This window comes from Xanthomonas sp. A1809 (assembly GCF_017746015.1).
GTDB lineage: Bacteria > Pseudomonadota > Gammaproteobacteria > Xanthomonadales > Xanthomonadaceae > Xanthomonas > Xanthomonas euvesicatoria.
In genome coordinates, this window is sequence record NZ_JAGHWZ010000010.1 from 105,006 (window position 1) to 122,214 (window position 17,209).

Consider the following 17,209-nt stretch of genomic DNA (forward strand, 5'->3'; position numbering starts at 1 on the left):
CGTTGGGAAAACCCGCCAATTGCCGGGCATGGCAGCGGGACGGCGCGTGCGCCGCGGCGCAAAGGGTAACGGCTGCGGCCGATCAGGGCCACAACCGCATGCCATGGCCGGCGTGACCGCCACATGAAAACGGGGGCGAAATCGCCGATTTTTCCTTGCTCACCCCGGGGGGGATTGCTAGGCTAGCCGACTTCGTTTTCTGCCCAAATTTTCGCCAGTCTGGCGGCGGGCATGCGACTCACCCAGGAACGACTCCCTCGATGTTCAAGAAACTCCGCGGCATGTTCTCCAACGACCTGTCCATCGATTTGGGCACGGCCAATACGCTGATCTACGTGCGCGGACAGGGCATCGTGCTGAACGAGCCGTCGGTGGTTGCGGTGCGGCAGGATCGCGCAATCGGCGGCACGCGCTCGGTCGCTGCCGTCGGCGCGGAGGCCAAGCAGATGCTCGGCCGTACCCCCGGCCACATCACCACGATTCGCCCGATGAAGGACGGCGTCATCGCCGACTTCACCTACACCGAGGCGATGCTGAAGCACTTCATCAAGAAGGTGCACAAATCGCGCTTCCTGCGCCCCAGCCCGCGCGTGCTGGTGTGCGTGCCGGCTGGCTCCACGCAGGTCGAGCGCCGCGCCATCAAGGAATCTGCGGAAGAGGCCGGTGCGCGCGATGTCTATCTGATCGAAGAGCCGATGGCCGCAGCGATCGGCGCCGGCATGCCGGTGACCGAGGCGCGCGGTTCGATGGTCATCGACATCGGCGGCGGCACCACCGAAGTGGCGGTGATCTCGCTCAACGGCATCGTGTACTCGCAATCGGTACGCGTGGGCGGCGACCGTTTCGATGAGTCGATCACCAATTACGTGCGCCGTAACCACGGCATGCTGATCGGTGAAGCCACCGCCGAGCGCATCAAGCTGCAGATCGGCTGCGCCTACCCGCAGGACGAGGTGCAGGAGATGGAAATCTCCGGCCGCAACCTCGCCGAGGGCGTGCCGAAGATGATCAAGATCAACTCCAACGAAGTGCTCGAAGCGCTGCACGAGCCGCTGTCGGGCATCGTCTCGGCGGTGAAGCTGGCGCTGGAGCAGACCCCGCCGGAACTGTGTGCCGACGTGGCCGAGCGCGGTATCGTCCTTACCGGTGGCGGCGCGCTGCTGCGCGACCTGGACCGCCTGATCTCCGAAGAAACCGGCCTGCACGTGCAGGTGGCCGACGATCCGCTCACCTGCGTGGCCCGCGGCGGCGGCCGTGCGCTGGAGCTGGTGGACATGCACGGCAACGAGTTCTTCGCGCCGGAGTAATGGAGCTGGGAATGGGGAATCGGGAATGGGGAATCATGAAAGCATTCCCCGCCTGCGGCCCTGAGCGGTTGCGACGCGATCCCGCCCCTGTGAGTTTTCGCCTCAATCGTCTCGGAGGCAGCCGACTGCTTCCCGATTCCCCATTTCCGATTCCCCATTCCCGGCCCTGACAGTGCCCTCCTACGCCGGTCCTCCCGTCGCCTCCCGTCCGGGCGAAGTCACCTCCACGCTGCGGCTGCTGGTTTATCTGGTGCTGGCGGTGGTGCTGATCGCGCTCGATAGCCGCGGTGGCTGGCTGAGCCAGGTGCGCATGCAGGCCAATCTGCTGATCCAGCCGATCTGGGCGGTGGCCGGGCTGCCGGGGCGCATCGGCTCGCAGGTGCGCGACAACGCCGCAACGCATGCGCAACTGGTGGAGGAGACCCGGGATCTGCGCAATCAGCTATTGGTCGCCAATGCGCGCCTGACCCGGTTGCAGACCGCAGCCCTGGACAACGCGCAACTGCGCGAACTGCTCAACGTGGCCGAGCGCCGCGGTCTGGACGTGCAACTGGCGCCGATCCTGAACATCGATCTGGATCCGACGCGCCAACGCCTGCTGCTGGACGCCGGTAGCCGCGAAGGGGTGGTGCTGGGCCAGGCGGTGATCGATGCCGGCGGCCTGATGGGACAGGTAATCGAAGTCACCCCGCTGCATTCCACCGTGTTGCTGCTCACCGACCCCGACCACGCCGTGCCGGTCAGCGTGGCGCGCAATGGCGTGCGGCTGATCGTCTACGGGCGCGGCGACCGCCTGGAACTGCGCGACATCCCGCTCAGTGCCGGCGTGCAGGTGGGCGATGAAATCGTCACCTCGGGGTTGGGCGGCCGCTTCCCGGCCGGCTTCCCGGTCGGCAAGGTCTCCGAACTGCATCCCGACGATACCCACGCCTTCCTGGTCGGCGAACTGACCCCGGCCGCCAAGCTCGATCGCGGCCGCGATGTGTTGCTGCTGCGTGCCGGCAAGCCGTTGCGGTTGGTGCCGGGGGCCGGGATTGGGGATTCGGGAGTTGGGATTCGCAACAGCGACAACAGCAACGGCGGCGCGGCAGCCGCCAGCGCGCCGGTGGCTGCCACGCCACGCACGCCGGTGGGCGGGATTTCCAACGTAATGATTGATACCGCGCGTCCGACGGCCGCTGCGGCATCGGGCACCGGCACTGTTCCCGCGCCGCGCACACAGTCCGTGTCGACACCTGCCGCGCCTGGTGTCCAGTCGGCCCGCGCATCAGCGTCAGCATCCAGCGGCCACGCCAGCCTGCCGGCCAGTCCTCCTGGGTCGAACGGCCCTGAACTCCAGACCCGCGGTTCCCGCGCAGCGTCATCGCAGGGCTCACAGGCTTCAGGGAGTGGAGACGCTGGAAGGGGCAACGGCAACGGCAACGGCAACGCCGCACCAGCACAGGCGGCCGCTTCTAACCAATCCCCAATCCCCAATCCCCAATCCCGTTCTTCTCCGCAGGAGACGGACCAATGACCCGCATGCGCAACACCTGGATCCTGCCGGCGAGCATCTTCATTGCGCTGGTCCTGGGCCTGCTGCCGTTGCCGATGGTGGTGCAGCCGCTGCGGCCGTACTGGCTGGCGCTGGTGCTGGCGTATTGGGTGATCGAGGAGCCGGACCGGGTTGGGCTGGGCCTGGCCTTCGTGGCCGGCGTGCTGGCTGATCTGCTGTATGGCGGGCTGCTCGGCGAACAGGCGCTGCGGCTGGTGATCATGACCTTCATCCTGCAGCGCTTCCGCGCGCGCATGCGTTTTTTCCCGGTCTCGCAACAGGCGCTGGCCATCGGCGGGCTACTGCTCAACGACCGCATCGTGTCTTCGGCGGTGCATCTGGCGGTGGGCGAGCCGACCCTGCCGTGGAGCTACTGGTGGGCGCCGCTGCTGGGCATGGCGCTGTGGCCGCCGCTGTTCGTGGTGCTGGATGCGGTGCGGCTGGGCAAGCGGGGCAAGAAGTAAGCCATGCACGGGCGCCGTCATCCCAAGAATCCGCATGCGGAGGCCGAACAGTTCCGCCGTCGCGCGGTGCTGGGCTTTGTGATGGTGGTGATCTGCCTGGTCGGCCTGGGCGGCTGGTATTTCAAGTTGCAGGTGCTCGACCACGAGGTCTACGCCACCCGTTCGGAGGCCAACCGCATCAAGCCCAAACCGGTGGTGCCCGGGCGCGGCATGATCTACGACCGCACCGGCCGGCTGCTGGCCGAAAACGTGCCGGCCTTCCGTCTGGACGTGACCCCCGACAAGGTCGCCGACATGAACGCCATGCTGGACGCGTTGGGCAAGGTGATCCCGATCGCGCCGGAGGATCTGGAGCGCTTCAACCGCGAGCGCCGCGCACGCCGCAGCTTCCTGCCGGTGACGCTCAAGCTGCGCATGAGCGATGAAGAGATGGCACGGTTCGCGGTGGAGCGCTGGCGCTTCCCCGGCGTGGAGCTGGAGCCGTATCTGACCCGGCGTTATCCCTACGGCCCGTTGTTCGCGCACATCATCGGTTATGTGGGCCGGATCGACGAAAAAGACCTGGCAGTGCTGGGCGAGGGCAATGCTGCGCTCACCCATATGGGCAAATCCGGGCTGGAGCGCTACTACGAGCAGGATCTGCGCGGGCAGGTCGGTTACGAGCAGGTCGAAACCAATGTGCAGGGGCGGGCCATCCGCACCGTCGGCCGGGTCGCCCCGCAGTCGGGTGCGGATCTGCGCCTGTCGGTAGACGCCGACCTGCAGCGCGCGATGGTGGCCGCCTTCGGCGAGCACGAAGGGGCGGCCATTGCGATGGACCCGCGCACCGGCGAGATCCTGGGCATGGTCAGCTTGCCCAGCTACGACCCCAACCTGTTCGTCAACGGCATCTCGCACACCGATTTCAAGATGCTCAACGACAACCCGTCCCGGCCGCAGTTCAACCGGCTGGTGCTGGGCGGCGTGGCGCCGGGCTCCACGCTCAAGCCGCTGATCGCGTTGGCCGGTTTGGACAGCGGCCTGCGACGGCCGGAAGACCGGGTGCTGTCCACCGGCATGTTCTACCTGCCCGGCGTCAGCCGCGGTTGGGGCGATTCGCACCGCGGCGGGCATGGCTGGACCGACCTGCGCAAGTCGATCGCCCAGTCGGTCAATACCTACTACTACCGCCTGGCGGTGGATATGGGCATCGAGCGCTTCGACCACTACATGTCCGAGTACGGCTTCGGCCAGCCTACCGGGGTGGACCTGCTGGGCGAAATCGGCGGCATCCTGCCGTCGCCGGCCTACAAGTACAAGACGCGCAAGGAGCGCTGGTATCCCGGCGACACGGTCAACATCGCCATCGGCCAGGGCGACTGGAAGGTCACGCCGCTGCAGCTGGTGCGCGGCGTCTCGGCGATCGCCAGTGGCCTGCTGCTGCGCCCGCACCTGGTGCTGGAAGAACGCACCGGTTTCGATCATCCCTGGGAGCCGATGATCCAGCCGCCCGGCAAGCCGCTCAGCCAGAACCCGGCGCATCTGCAGGTGGTGCGCGAAGGCATGATGGACACCATGCGGCCCGGCGGCACCGGCTATGCGATCACCCCGGGCGCGCCGTACCAGATGGCGGGCAAGACCGGCACCGCGCAGGTTGTCAGCCGCAAGGGCGTGGCGGCAGTGGACCCGCGCAGCCTGCCGTTGCACCTGCGTCACCGCGGCCTGTTCGTCGGCTTCGCGCCGGCCGACAACCCGGTCATCGCGGTGGCGGTGGCGGTGGAAGGCGGCGGTTTCGGCACCAGTTCGGCGGCGCCGATCGCACGCAAGATCTTCGATGCCTGGCTGCTGGGCAAGATGCCCGCCGGTCTGGAGCCGCTGGACAGCGAGCTGGGCATGACCGCCGTGGGCGTCAATCAGTTCGAAGCCGGCGTCACCGACGCGCGCGCAGCCGGCGACGCCGCCGCTGCCACGCTGGACGAGCTGCCGGTGGTGATCGGCCAGAGCGCCGTTGCGCTGGACCCCAACACTCCCGCGCAACCGGTAGTGCCGGATGTGCCGGACGCGGTGCAGGAGACCGACCATTGAGCGACATCCTGCGCTGGTTGGTGGACATGGCTGCGCGCTTTACGCGCAGCCTGGACTGGGTGCTGTGCCTGGCGCTGGGTGGGCTGATGGCCATCGGCCTGTCGGTGCTCAAGAGCGCCGGCGGCACTGCCAATGGCGAGCACCTGATGATGGCGCAGGGCATCCGCTTCATCATCGGGGCAGCGGCGATGTGGGGCATTTCACGCATGTCGGTGCTGCGCCTGCGCGCCTGGACACCGTGGGTGTACGGCTTGTCGATGCTGCCGCTGCTGGCGGTCTTCGCGCTGGGCACCGGTAAGTACGGCCGGCAGTGGCTGGACCTGAAAGTGTTCTACCTGCAGCCGGCAGAACTGCTCAAGATCAGCCTGCCGATGATGGCGGCCTGGTATCTGCACCGCATGCCGCTGCCGCCGCGCATTGCCACCGTGCTGGTGACTGGCGTGATTATCGGCGTGCCCACCGCGCTGATCATGTTGCAGCCGGACTTCGGCACCGGCGTGTTGATTGCTGCCAGCGGCGTGTTCGTGCTGTTGCTGGCCGGCCTGCCGTGGTGGTGGGTGGCCGTTGGTGTGGGCGGTGTGTCCGCGGCTGCGCCGGTGGCGTGGTTCTGGCTGCTGCGGCCGTACCAGAAGGACCGCATCATGATGTTCCTCAACCCCGAAAACGACGCGCTTGGCGCGGGCTGGAACATCATCCAGTCAAAGATCGCGATCGGTTCGGGCGGGTTGAACGGCAAGGGCTGGGGTCTGGGCTCGCAATCGCACCTGAACTTCATTCCCGAACAGACCACCGACTTTGCGTTTTCCGTGCTCAGCGAAGAATTCGGCTGGATCGGTGTCGCCACCGTGCTGACCCTGTACCTGATCGTCATCGGCCGCTGCCTGTGGATCGCCTCGCAGGCGCGCGACACCTATTCGCGCCTGGTTGCCGGCGCCACCGGCCTGGCGTTCTTCGTCTACGTGCTGGTCAACGGCGGCATGATCTCCGGCCTGCTACCGGTGGTGGGCGTGCCGATGCCGCTGATGAGTTACGGCGGCACCTCGGCGGTGTCGTTGCTGGCCGGCCTGGGCCTGGTCATGGCAGTAAAGTCGCATCGCCCGGTGCACGGTTACTGAGCCGTGCCGGAAATATGCTCGTACGGCAGGTGCGCCTTGAACATTGTCCCTTTTGCTGGCGACGCGGCAGCCCCTGGCAGGAAGGGCTGCCGCGCGTGTCAGTGGCTGAGCGTTGCGGCCTTATTGGGAAACCCGGATGCTGCCGTTAACGTCGATAAAGACTTGAAACACGTTGCCGACTGTGAAAGTCGGCTGGTTCAGGGTTCGCAGCGCAGTGCCGAGTCTGCAGTCGGTCGTGCTGAATCCACCTACTTGAAATGTGGAGCCGACAAGAACCGAGGCAAGGGTTGTGGTCCTGCCGTTCGAAGGTACCGGGGTGCAGCTCCATCCGCTGCGAACTTTGACGTTCTGTACGAAAATTGCTTTTACGCCGGGGTTTTTATTTGTCGCAAAAATGGGAACGGCCTGCTGCGCGCTGGCCGTCGTGGCGACTCCCGCTGCCAATGCGAGCAAGGCACAGCATGCGGCTTTCCTGAAATCACGAGCGTTCGAATACATGGTCATTTAAATTTGATTTCGGTTGGAGGAGGGCAGCCTGTTGCAGGCTGCGGGGGGTATTGCGAGTGGCGCATTTAATTGTTGCCTGAGCGTCGCGCATTTTGTCTATGGTGAAGTTAATGGATAAGATGGAATTGCGGAGAAAGTCACGAAAGTGTGTGGGTCGGATATGGATGTATATGACTGGGATTTTTATCTAATATAATTCGATTAAATGGAGTGGTGGGCCGGGTTATTATTTGCCACTGAAAACTATGTGAATTAAATTCACTGGCACCTTTGGATAAACTGGTCAAGCCGGCCGCGTGTGGTGACTGGAATGAAGGCTCAACGAGACCCATGCCATCGCGCGTGCAAGGCACCTAAGAGCGCAGTCCTGTGCAGCACCAGCGCAGGTGATCGTCGGCCGCTCGCCGCCGGGCAGATGCAGTGCATCGCCATGGCTGCTTCAGTCGGCATCGACGGCGATGGCAGTCGGCGCTCAGACGGAGGATCGCCACTCTGCTGAGGGCTCTTGATCCGGCGACCTTGAAGTCGCGTCGGCGTCTGGAGTTTTGCGGGAGCCTGTAAAAACCGGCTCCCTGGGCGACTGGTTCGGTGCCACGGTGGCCGATTCGCAATCGCTGCCGCCAGCTGCGCCGGGCGCTTGTAGAGTCCGCACGCTGGCGCCACTGCGTCGATCGCGACGTGCAGGCGACACATTCCTTCGCATTCGAGTGATCTCCCCGATGAAACTGCTCGCCACTGCCATCGGCGGTGCCTGTCTGGCGCTGGCCGGTCATGCCGCCGCCATCGATTTCGCCACTGGCGATTCCCGTCCGCTGTCCGAGCCGGTCGTTCCGGCCACCTGCAAGCTGCTGCGTGCCGGCCGGACCGCCAGCGATCGCCAATTCGACCCGGCATTGGAAAGCGCGCCGCCCGATACCCAGGCCATCCAGGCCGCGCTGACCGATTGCGCCAGCAAGCACGGTAGCGTGCTGTTGACCACCGGCAGCGGCGACGCCTTCCTGACTGGCCCGTTGTCGATCCCCGCTGGCGTGACACTGGTCGTCGATCAAGGCGTCACCGTGTACGGCTCGCGCAACCCGGCCGACTACGGCAACGGTTGCGGCACGGCAGGCGCCAGAAGCGGAGGCTGCCAGCCGTTGATCGCCATCAAGGGCGCTCGATCCGGCGTGATGGGGGTGCGCCGCAATGGCCACCAGGGCACCATCGATGGCCGCGGCGATCTGCCCATGCTGGGCAAGACCACCACCTGGTGGGAGTTCGGCGAGGCCGCCAAAGGCGCCGGCCAGGTGCAGAACAGCCCGGACCTGGTCAAGTTGCAGAACGCCAGCGCTTTCACGCTCTACGACATCAACCTGGTCAATGCACCGTACTTCCATTTCTTTGCGCATATCGTCGACGGCCTGACCATTTGGGGCGTGCGCGTGAAGTCGCCGGCCACCAGTCCCAATACCGACGCGCTGGACCTGGACAGTGTGCTCAATGCCACCATCCAGGACAGCGACGTGATGAGCGGCGATGATGGCGTGGCGATCAAGACCATTGCGTCCAGGTCGGCCAACATCAGCGTGCTGAATTCGCGCTTCTATGGCACCCACGGCATCTCGATCGGTAGCGAATTGATGTCCGGTGTCAGCAACGTGCTGGTCGACAACAACGTCATCGTATCCACCGATGCCAACGGCAATCGCAGCACCGACAACAATGGCCTGCGCATCAAGACCAGCCTGGCCAAGGCAGGGGCGGTCGACCTGGTGACCTACCGCAACACCTGCCTGTACGGAGTGAGCAACCCGCTGGTGATCAATCCGTTCTACGGCAGCGCCCGCGGCGGCAACGTCCCGACCTTTCGCAGGATCGTGGTCGATGGCTTGCGCAGCGTCGACGGGCGCGGCGGCAAGGGATGGGTCCTGCAGGGCGCCGATGCGAGCGCTCCGCTCGATCTGGTGCTGGCGAACGTGGCGTCCGACAACCTCGGCAATACCACCGGCAATGCGCGGATCGGTCTGAGCAATAGCGCGTTGACGCCGAGCGGCAGCAACGTGGTGACCACCGCAGTCCAGCTCGACGGTGCAGTGCCTACCTGCCCGGGCGCTTCGCAGTTTCCAGATCTATAAGCGGTGCGGCGCGACCTTCGCCGGTCGTGTCGCTGACGAATGCTCCTGCGCGGCAGCGCAGGCCGGTTGCCAGAATGCAGCCTGTGCCCCGAAGAAGGGGGCCGACGCCGGGCTTGGCCCTATAGATCGGCAGGGCCACGCGACATTAGCGGCCTCATCCGGGTTGCACGAGCCGCGGTGCTGCCACCACCGCCAGCCGCAGACCTTTGAAGCGCCCTTCAGCGCCCACCGCGGACCACTGGCCGGTTCGCTCTGGCGGAGGTGGCATGCTGCGGAGAGCCTTGACATTGGCCAAAGTTCTTCGTTTTCATGGCCTTATTGCCAGAAGTTCATCTGATGTCTGTTACCCTCGGCCGATGATTCGACGCACCCTGACCTGCCTGCTCACCCTTGGCCTTGTCGCCTGCGCGACCCAGCCCAGTCCTCCGTCGCCGCCACCGGCTGCCAGCGCGCCGCCGGCCAAGCCGCCGCTTGCGCCATCGGCATCAGCACCGCCGGCCAGCGCCGCCGCCGAGGCGCCTGCGCTTCCGCCAGTCGACCTGACCCCGGTGCCGTTCGAGATCGCCCGCGCCAACTTCGTGCGCGACACCTCGGCCAGGTACGGCATCGATGCCGCGCAGATCGAAGCGGTGCTGGCGCAGGCGCAATTCAAGGACGCCATTGTCACTGCGATGTCGCGCCCGGCCGAACGGGTCAAGCCGTGGAACGAATACCGGCCGATGTTCATCACCCAGGCGCGCATCGATGGCGGCCGCCAGTTTCTCGCCGAACACCGCGCCGAGCTGAGCAAGGTCGAAGCCGCCACCGGTGTGCCGGCGCAGGTGATCGTAGCCATCATCGGGGTGGAAACCAGCTACGGCAGCAACGCCGGCAAATACCGCGTGCTGGACGCGCTGTACACGCTGGCGTTCCGCTATCCGCGCAGCGGCGACCCGGCCAAGCTCGAACGCGAAGTGCGCCGCGAACTGTTTTTCCGCGATGAACTCGCCCAGTTGTTCGCGCTCGGCAAGGAAGAGCAACTGGACGTCAGCACCCTGATCGGCAGCTATGCCGGCGCAATGGGCATGGGCCAGTTCATGCCGTCCAGCTATCGCCAGTTCGGCGTGGATGGCGATGCCGACGGCAAGCGTAATCTGTTCACCGACTACAACGACGTATTCGCCTCGATCGCCAATTACTTCGTCAAGAAGGGCGGCTGGGTGCGTGGCGGGCAGGTCGCGGTACCGGCCACGCTGGCCGCCGGGCACGAAGAATTCAATCCCACCGACTGGTCGCCGGTGTACACGCTGTCCGACCTGTCGGCGCGCGGCTATCACCCGAGCGCGCCGGTGGTGGCCGGCAGCACCGCCACCCCGATCAGCCTGGACGACGCCAACGGCAAGCAGTACTGGCTGGGCTTCCAGAACTTTTACGCGATCACCCGCTACAACATTTCCAAGATGTATGCGATGGCCGTGTTCCAGCTGTCCGAGGCCATCGCCGGCAAGGAGTTACCCCCGGCATGAACAGCATTGCAGGCCCCAAGTGGCTGATCCCGATGGCGCTGATGCTCGGCCTGGCGGCCTGTAGCAGTGCACCGAAGAAGACCGCCGGCGGCACCGGCAGCGGCGCGATCAAGGGTGTGAAGGTCGAAGGCAAGGGCCCGGCGTATGTCGCCACCGGTTGCCCGTCCACCTCGCCGTATGCGCCCGCCAAGGAAGATCCGTCCACGCGCGGCGACTACACCGCCGGCGGCTTGTACAAGCCCGGCGTGAAAGATTCCACGCCTGATCATGTGCCCAATGTGGCCTGCATCCCCGAGCCGCTGGTGACCAACGAGCCGCGCTCGGCGGTGGGCAATCGTTCGCCGTACGAAGTGCTGGGCAAGCGCTATGTGGTGATGGACAACCCCGGCGACTATGTCGAACGCGGCACCGCCTCGTACTACGGCAACAAGTTCCATGGCCGGCTGACCTCCAACAAGGAGGTCTACGACATGTACGCCTTCACCGCCGCGCACAAGACCTTGCCGCTGCCCAGCTTTGCGCTGGTGACCAACACCGACACCGGCCAGTCGGTGGTGGTGCGCGTCAACGACCGCGGCCCCTTCCACGACGGCCGGGTGATCGATCTGAGCTACGCCGCGGCGGTGAAGTTGGGCATCACGGGCAAGGGCACCGGCAATGTCGAAGTCCGCGGCCTGACCGAAGCCGACAACGGCAATCTGCTCGCCAAGCGCCGCAGTGGCCAGACACCGGTGAATACCGCCGTTGCCGCGGCGCGGCCGGCTGCCGGCGCCAGTCAGATCGATGGCCTGGTGCAGCGCTTGCCCACCCGCACCGTGCCGCCGCGTGCGGTCGCCACCGGTACCGCCACCGCGGTTGCTACAACTGCCGCTGCACCCACTGCCGGTGCACCGGTCATTCCGGCCGGCGAGCGTTGGCGCTACCGCGTCGCCGATTCGCGCCAGCCCGGCAATGCCGACAACTTCGATGCCTGGATGAAGGCGCAGGGCGTGCGTGTGGCCACCGGCAAGCCGGCCGCTGCGGCCCCGCGACCGGCCGCGTCAGCGTCTGCCGCCGTGCCCGCCGCGGCGGCGCCAGTGGCGGTTGCGGCGGTCAAGCCGTCCGAAAGCACTGCCTCGCGCCCGCTCAAGGCCGACCCAGCGCCCGCCAAGGCGCCCAGCGTGGCCGAAGCTGCGCTCGGCGACATCCTGCTGCAGGTCGCCAGTTTCGCCAGCCGCGAAAACGCCAATCGCGCACTGTCGCAACTGGCTTCGGCGGGGATTGCCGGCGCCAGCGTCAGCGACATCGTCAGTGGCGGGCGCACGCTGTGGCGGCTACGCGTGAATGCACGCGACCATGCAAATGCATCGGAGATTGCCCAGCGCATCGCCGGCCTCGGGTTCGGTCGCCCGCAGATCGTGGCCAATTAACGCGCCTGGGTGGGCCACTGCGATGCCGATCAAGCGTGAGCGCATCCGTCGCTTGCGCGCTGGCTGCAGTGGCGTTATCGGGAACGGCTGAGCACTCCCGATCGGCGGGTAAACATTGCGCATCTGCATTGCGCATCTGCGAGGCGGATGCGACCAAGGTCGGCTTCGATATGCACGTCGCGCACGTCGGAGCCTCGCGTCCTCTGCCTCCAGCTCACGCCTGCGCACCGGCGTCGCCCGTCGAATGTGCTGCAAGCAATGCCGCACGTGTGCGTGTCGCCGCATGCGGCAGTTCGCCTCGAGCACCGCAAGCGTCCTTACGCCTGGCCGCCATCGCTGAACTGCGCAAGCGCACGCATCGCGCAACGCGTCGCCCTGATCGCCGCAGCGCCTTACAATTTCGCATTGCCCGGCTTTCGGGCCCGTCAGGAGTCGTTCTTCAATGAAATTCCGCTTCGCCGCCGCTGCCGTGGCCACGTTCGCCTTCGGCCTGGTCTGCGCCCAGACACCTGCGCCGCAGCCGACTCCTGCCGTGGCTGCCGCCCCGGCCGCCTTGCCGGTGCCGCCGGCGCCCGCACCGGCCGTGTCCAAGTCCTGGATCCTGATGGACTACGCCACCGGGCAGGTGCTGGCCGGTGAAAACATCCACCAGCAGCTGGCGCCGGCCAGCATCACCAAGGTGATGACCTCCTACGTGGTCGCCGCCGAGATCAAGAACGGCAAGGTCAAGCGCGACGACCAGGTCATGATGAGCGAACGCGCCTGGCGCGAAGGCGGCGCGGGCACCGACGGCAGCTACAGCGGCTTCCCGGTCAACCAGACGGCGCGTCTGGAAGACATGGAAAAGGGCATGGCGATCCAGTCCGGCAACGATGCCGCCATCGCGCTGGCCGAGCACGTGGCCGGCAGCGAAGAAGCCTTCGCCTCGCTGATGAACAGCTACGCCGCCAAGATCGGCATGAAGGATTCGTACTTCGTCAACGCGCACGGACTGAGCGCCGAAGGGCATCACTCCACCGCCTACGACCTGGCCCTGCTGGGCCGCGCGATGGTGCGCGATTACCCGGAGACCTACGCCTACAACAAGATCAAGGAATTCCAGGTCGGCACCATCAAGCAGAGCAACCGTAACCGGCTGCTGTGGCGCGACCCGGCGGTGGACGGCATCAAGACCGGCCACACCTCCGAAGCCGGCTACTGCCTGCTGAGCTCGGCCAAGCGCGGCGATCAGCGCCTGATCGCGGTGGTGATGGGCGACAGCTCCGAAGAACAGCGCGCCACCGATAGCCTGGCGCTGCTCAACTGGGGCTTCCGCTTCTTCGAAACCCACAGCCTGTATGCGCCCGGCAAGGTCGTCACCAAGCAGAAGGTCTGGAAGGGTCAGCAGGATGAAGTGCAGCTCGGCGTGGCACAGCCGTTGCTGGTCAGCCTGCAGCGCGGCCGCTACAACGACCTCAAGCCCAGCATGGAAGTGCCCAAGAACCTGCAGGCACCGATCAAGCAGGGGCAGCAGGTTGGCACCGTGAAGGTCAGCCTGGACGGCAAGGTCATCGCCCAGGCCCCCCTGGTCGCCATCAACGCGGTCGAAGAGGGCGGATTCTTCAAGCGCCTCTGGGATGCGTTCTGGATGTGGTGGGAATCGGAGTGAAGAAAATGCCGGCGAAAGCCGGCATTTTTTTGGAATCGGGAATTGAGAATCGGGAATGGTTTAAAAGCTAGGGCACAGCCTTGGCTTTTGCGATTCCCCATTCCCCATTCTCGATTCGCCGCCCTCAAAGCATTCGACTGATAGTAAAACTGCCATACACCGGCGTTTCGCGCTGGGTGTCGAATTCGCGGGTACGGTGGTAGCGGGCGAGGGCGAATTTCCAGCGGCCGTACATCACTGCCAGGCCGTAGCCCACATCGCCGACGAACGGGCGCTTGTCCACGCTGTGGCTGTTGCGGAAGGTGTTGCCGTCCAGGGTGATGTCGCGGATCACCCAGCGCGCGTCGGTGGTGACGAACAGGTGGCCGGACCAGCCGCTGGCGCGCCCGAGCCGGCTGGGGGCGGTGTTTTCGCCCGCGGGGCGAGTCGGGGTGCTGCCGAAGTCGTCCGGCAGCTTCCAGCCGAAGCGCGCCTCGCCGCCTGCATTCAAGTGCGTGGCCATGTTGCCGACCGCGCCGCCCCAATGCGAAATGAAATCCCAGCCGAACCCACCGGCATTGCCGCTGGCATCGGCCGGCCAGCGATGCATGCGCTCGTGCACCAGGTTGATCAGCGGTTCGTTGTGCAGTTGGTTGTCCCAGCCCTGGAATTTCTCGTCCCCGAGCGCATCGTGGATCGCATCCTGCGCTTCCTTCGCAAGCGCCCACGGGCCGACAACGCCGACCTGCAACTGCGTGGTGCGCAGGTGCGCATCGTTACGCGCGTTGTAGCCGAAGCTCGCCAGCAGGATGCCGGCATAGGGGCGGTCGTCCGGGATGACGTCGCGGCGGGTGTAATCGGTCGGGGTGAAGATCGCCTGGCCGATGGAAAACACCATGTTCTGCTGGTCGAACTCGCCCGGGTGCAGCCGCTCCAGATAGCTGTTGACCCACCGCGCAGTCCGCGGCAGGCACGGATCGTCGGTGTAATCGACCAGGTTCGGCGACACCAATGTCAGTACCGCGCCGTTGGAATACCCCTGGTCCTGATCCTCGCCGCCGAACAAGTCGTTATCGACACGGAAGTTCACCGCAGGCGGCGTGCGCCCAAGACGGCTGGAATCGCACTGATCCGCCGCCAGGGCCGGCAACGACAGCCCGGAGAGAGAAAGCAGCAAGGCAGCAGACAACGCGCGCGGTCGGAGCATGGAGGACCTGGGGGAGGAGAGCTGGAATCGGAAAAATGCCTGCGTCTTCTGTTGCGCCGTGTGAAGTGCGTGGTCGCGACTGCAGCCTCTGCCGCTTCGGCTTGCGACCGCGTTGCCAGCTACCCATGGCTGCGCTCGGTTCATCAGCGTGGTTGCGTCACGTTTTTTGGAAAGTTCGGTGCCGATTGCATGGCGGCACTACAGACCAACCAGGCGCGGCGATCGGCTGCAGAGGCTTGGGTTTGCCCATCGTCGGCCCGATAATGGGCGGATGGATATCAGCACCGACAACCCCGATCACGGTTTTCAGTTTCCCGGCACCTTCGAGCTCAGCGCCATGGGCACGGCCGAGCGCGGACTGGAAACCGAGCTTCCGCGCCTGCTTGCTGCCACCGGCGTGGAGCTGCTGCAGGAGAGCGTGAGCTGGAAGCATTCTTCCAGCGGAAAGTATGTCTCGGTCAAGATTGGCTTCCGTGCCGAAAGCCGCGAGCAGTTCGAGGCCGCACATCAGGCGCTGCGCGATCATCCGGAAGTGAAGTGGACGCTGTAGCGGCCGAGCCCGTGAGCAGCTCTACGGCTGGCCTGCCTGCGCAATTACGCGACCTCGGCCAGCAGAATTACGCGCCTGTGTGGCGTGCAATGCAGCGTTTCACCGATGCGCGTGGCGAACACACGGCCGATGAGGTCTGGGTGGTCGAGCATGCGCCGGTGTTTACGTTGGGCCAGGCCGGCAAACCCGAGCATGTGCTGGCCCCGGGCGAGATTCCGGTGCTGCAGGTCGATCGCGGCGGGCAGGTCACCTATCACGGCCCGGGCCAATTGGTCGTTTACCCGTTGCTGGATCTGCGCCGGCTGAAGATCGGTGTGCGCGATTACGTGTGCAAGATCGAGCAGGCGCTGATCGATACGCTGGAGGAGTGGAACATCGTGGCCGAGCGCCGCGACGGTGCTCCTGGCGTGTACGTGGGCGGGGCCAAGATCGCCGCGCTCGGGATTCGCGTGCGGCGTGGCTGCACCTTCCACGGGTTGTCGTTCAACGTGGCGATGGACCTGGAACCGTTCCACCGCATCAACCCGTGTGGCTACCAGGGTCTGCAGGTGACCTCGGTGCTAGACTTGGGCGGCCCCTCCGGGATGGACGCCGTCAAGGCGGTGCTGCTCGACCAGCTGGCGCGCCAGTTCGGCCTCGTGCTGCAGCCCACTTCCGCATTGCCCGACCTTTCGCTTCCGGCCTGAGCGCCCCGTATCGTCATGACCCAGCCTATCGCCCGTTCCATTCCCTTGCAGGTCGTCTCCGGCGACACCGCCGCGCCTGCGCCGCTGCAGACCGGCGTCAAGCAGATCGGTGGCGACAAGATCAACCGCTCGCCGGTGCAGTTCGTCGACGCGCCGGTGCTGCGGAAACCTTCGTGGATCCGGGTGCGGATTCCCTCCGGCAATGCGGTACAGAACCTCAAGGCCAAGTTGCGCGAAAACCGCCTGGTCACGGTGTGCGAAGAAGCCAGCTGCCCGAACATCCACGAATGCTTCAGCCACGGCACCGCGACCTTCATGATCCTGGGCGAGGTCTGCACGCGGCGCTGCTCGTTCTGCGACGTGGCGCATGGCCGGCCGAAGCCGCCCGACGCGAGCGAGCCGGCCAGCCTGGCCGCCACCGTGGCCGACATGGGCCTGAAGTACGTGGTGGTAACCAGCGTGGACCGCGACGACCTGCGCGACGGTGGCGCCCAGCATTTCGTCGACTGCATTTCGGCCATCCGGGCCAGTTCGCCCAACACGCGTATCGAAATCCTGACTCCGGATTTCCGCGGCAAGGGCCGCATGGACCGCGCGCTGGAGATCCTGGCGCTGAGCCCGCCGGACGTGTTCAACCACAATATCGAAACCGTGCCGGACCTGTACCCGAACGTGCGCCCCGGCGCGGACTACCAATGGTCGCTGACGCTGTTGCAGCGCTTCAAGGCGCAGCATCCGTCCATCGCCACCAAGTCCGGCATCATGCTGGGCCTGGGCGAAACGATGGAGCAGGTGCAGGCCACGCTACGCGACCTGCGCGCGCACGATGTGGACATGATCACCATCGGCCAGTATCTGCAGCCCACGCCGCACCATCATCCGGTGATGCGTTACTGGACGCCGGAGGAATACAAGGCGCTGGAAGACTACGGCAATGCGCTGGGCTTCAGTCATGTCGCCTCCGGCCCGATGGTGCGTTCGTCGTACCACGCCGATCGGCAGGCTGCAGGCGCTGGCGTCGCCGCCTGAGTCGGTAACAGGCAATCGGGCGACTGCCGCGGCGGACGTGCGATCGATGTCGGAACCAGCCCCGCGGTGCGGGTGCGTCGATGCGGCCGGT

At 65.8% G+C, this 17,209-nt stretch carries 14 protein-coding genes; 12 read left to right on the top strand and 2 right to left on the bottom strand.

Annotated features, from left to right (window positions below):
• Window positions 1-260 precede the first annotated feature (260 nt).
• The 5 genes from J7396_RS14795 (at window position 261) to rodA (ending at window position 6,484) form a co-directional block, all read left to right on the top strand.
• Window positions 261-1,307 (top strand): rod shape-determining protein, encoded by a 1,047-nt coding sequence (locus J7396_RS14795; protein WP_003482734.1) that lies wholly within the window; start codon window positions 261-263, stop codon window positions 1,305-1,307.
• A gap of 172 nt (window positions 1,308-1,479) precedes the next feature.
• Complete coding sequence (mreC, locus tag J7396_RS14800) at window positions 1,480-2,823, top strand: rod shape-determining protein MreC (protein ID WP_031420977.1); 1,344 nt, start codon at window positions 1,480-1,482, stop codon at window positions 2,821-2,823.
• Window positions 2,820-3,305 carry a rod shape-determining protein MreD gene (gene mreD, locus J7396_RS14805; protein ID WP_005911183.1) on the top strand — a complete coding sequence of 162 codons (486 nt, stop codon included), beginning with the start codon at window positions 2,820-2,822 and terminating at the stop codon, window positions 3,303-3,305. The genes mreC and mreD overlap by 4 nt, the downstream gene beginning before the upstream one ends.
• A 3-nt stretch (window positions 3,306-3,308) precedes the next feature.
• On the top strand, window positions 3,309-5,369 hold the full coding sequence (gene mrdA, locus J7396_RS14810) for a penicillin-binding protein 2 (protein ID WP_008573355.1): 2,061 nt from the start codon (window positions 3,309-3,311) through the stop codon (window positions 5,367-5,369).
• Window positions 5,366-6,484 carry a rod shape-determining protein RodA gene (gene rodA, locus J7396_RS14815; protein ID WP_184420455.1) on the top strand — a complete coding sequence of 373 codons (1,119 nt, stop codon included), beginning with the start codon at window positions 5,366-5,368 and terminating at the stop codon, window positions 6,482-6,484. Before mrdA ends, rodA begins: the two co-directional genes overlap by 4 nt.
• A gap of 120 nt (window positions 6,485-6,604) precedes the next feature.
• On the opposite strand, the gene J7396_RS14820 is transcribed toward rodA, so the two are convergent.
• On the bottom strand, window positions 6,605-6,988 hold the full coding sequence (locus tag J7396_RS14820; protein WP_241238106.1) for a hypothetical protein: 384 nt from the start codon (window positions 6,986-6,988) through the stop codon (window positions 6,605-6,607).
• Window positions 6,989-7,710: 722 nt separating this feature from the next.
• On the opposite strand from J7396_RS14820, the gene J7396_RS14825 reads away from it, so the two are divergent.
• From J7396_RS14825 to J7396_RS14840, 4 genes are all read left to right on the top strand, one after another.
• Window positions 7,711-9,105 carry a glycosyl hydrolase family 28 protein gene (locus tag J7396_RS14825; RefSeq protein ID WP_209261663.1) on the top strand — a complete coding sequence of 465 codons (1,395 nt, stop codon included), beginning with the start codon at window positions 7,711-7,713 and terminating at the stop codon, window positions 9,103-9,105.
• A gap of 356 nt (window positions 9,106-9,461) precedes the next feature.
• A complete protein-coding gene (gene mltB / locus J7396_RS14830) occupies window positions 9,462-10,610 on the top strand; it encodes a lytic murein transglycosylase B (RefSeq protein ID WP_209261664.1) in 1,149 nt (382 codons plus the stop codon).
• Complete coding sequence (locus J7396_RS14835) at window positions 10,607-12,019, top strand: septal ring lytic transglycosylase RlpA family protein (RefSeq protein WP_209261665.1); 1,413 nt, start codon at window positions 10,607-10,609, stop codon at window positions 12,017-12,019. The genes mltB and J7396_RS14835 overlap by 4 nt, the downstream gene beginning before the upstream one ends.
• A 442-nt stretch (window positions 12,020-12,461) precedes the next feature.
• Window positions 12,462-13,667 carry a D-alanyl-D-alanine carboxypeptidase family protein gene (locus tag J7396_RS14840; RefSeq protein ID WP_003482723.1) on the top strand — a complete coding sequence of 402 codons (1,206 nt, stop codon included), beginning with the start codon at window positions 12,462-12,464 and terminating at the stop codon, window positions 13,665-13,667.
• A gap of 124 nt (window positions 13,668-13,791) precedes the next feature.
• Here the strand turns inward: J7396_RS14840 and J7396_RS14845 are convergent, their stop codons facing one another.
• On the bottom strand, window positions 13,792-14,853 hold the full coding sequence (locus J7396_RS14845) for a lipid A deacylase LpxR family protein (RefSeq protein WP_008577896.1): 1,062 nt from the start codon (window positions 14,851-14,853) through the stop codon (window positions 13,792-13,794).
• A gap of 271 nt (window positions 14,854-15,124) precedes the next feature.
• Between J7396_RS14845 and J7396_RS14850 the strand changes: the two genes are divergently transcribed.
• From J7396_RS14850 to lipA, 3 genes are read left to right on the top strand one after another with little or no spacing between them, the layout of a single operon-like run.
• Window positions 15,125-15,403 carry a YbeD family protein gene (locus J7396_RS14850; protein ID WP_008577897.1) on the top strand — a complete coding sequence of 93 codons (279 nt, stop codon included), beginning with the start codon at window positions 15,125-15,127 and terminating at the stop codon, window positions 15,401-15,403.
• Window positions 15,391-16,089, top strand: coding sequence for a lipoyl(octanoyl) transferase LipB (lipB, locus tag J7396_RS14855; protein WP_011346343.1), 699 nt, complete (start codon window positions 15,391-15,393; stop codon window positions 16,087-16,089). Before J7396_RS14850 ends, lipB begins: the two co-directional genes overlap by 13 nt.
• Before the next feature lie 15 nt (window positions 16,090-16,104).
• A complete protein-coding gene (gene lipA, locus J7396_RS14860) occupies window positions 16,105-17,118 on the top strand; it encodes a lipoyl synthase (RefSeq protein ID WP_008577899.1) in 1,014 nt (337 codons plus the stop codon).
• Window positions 17,119-17,209: the final 91 nt, after the last annotated feature.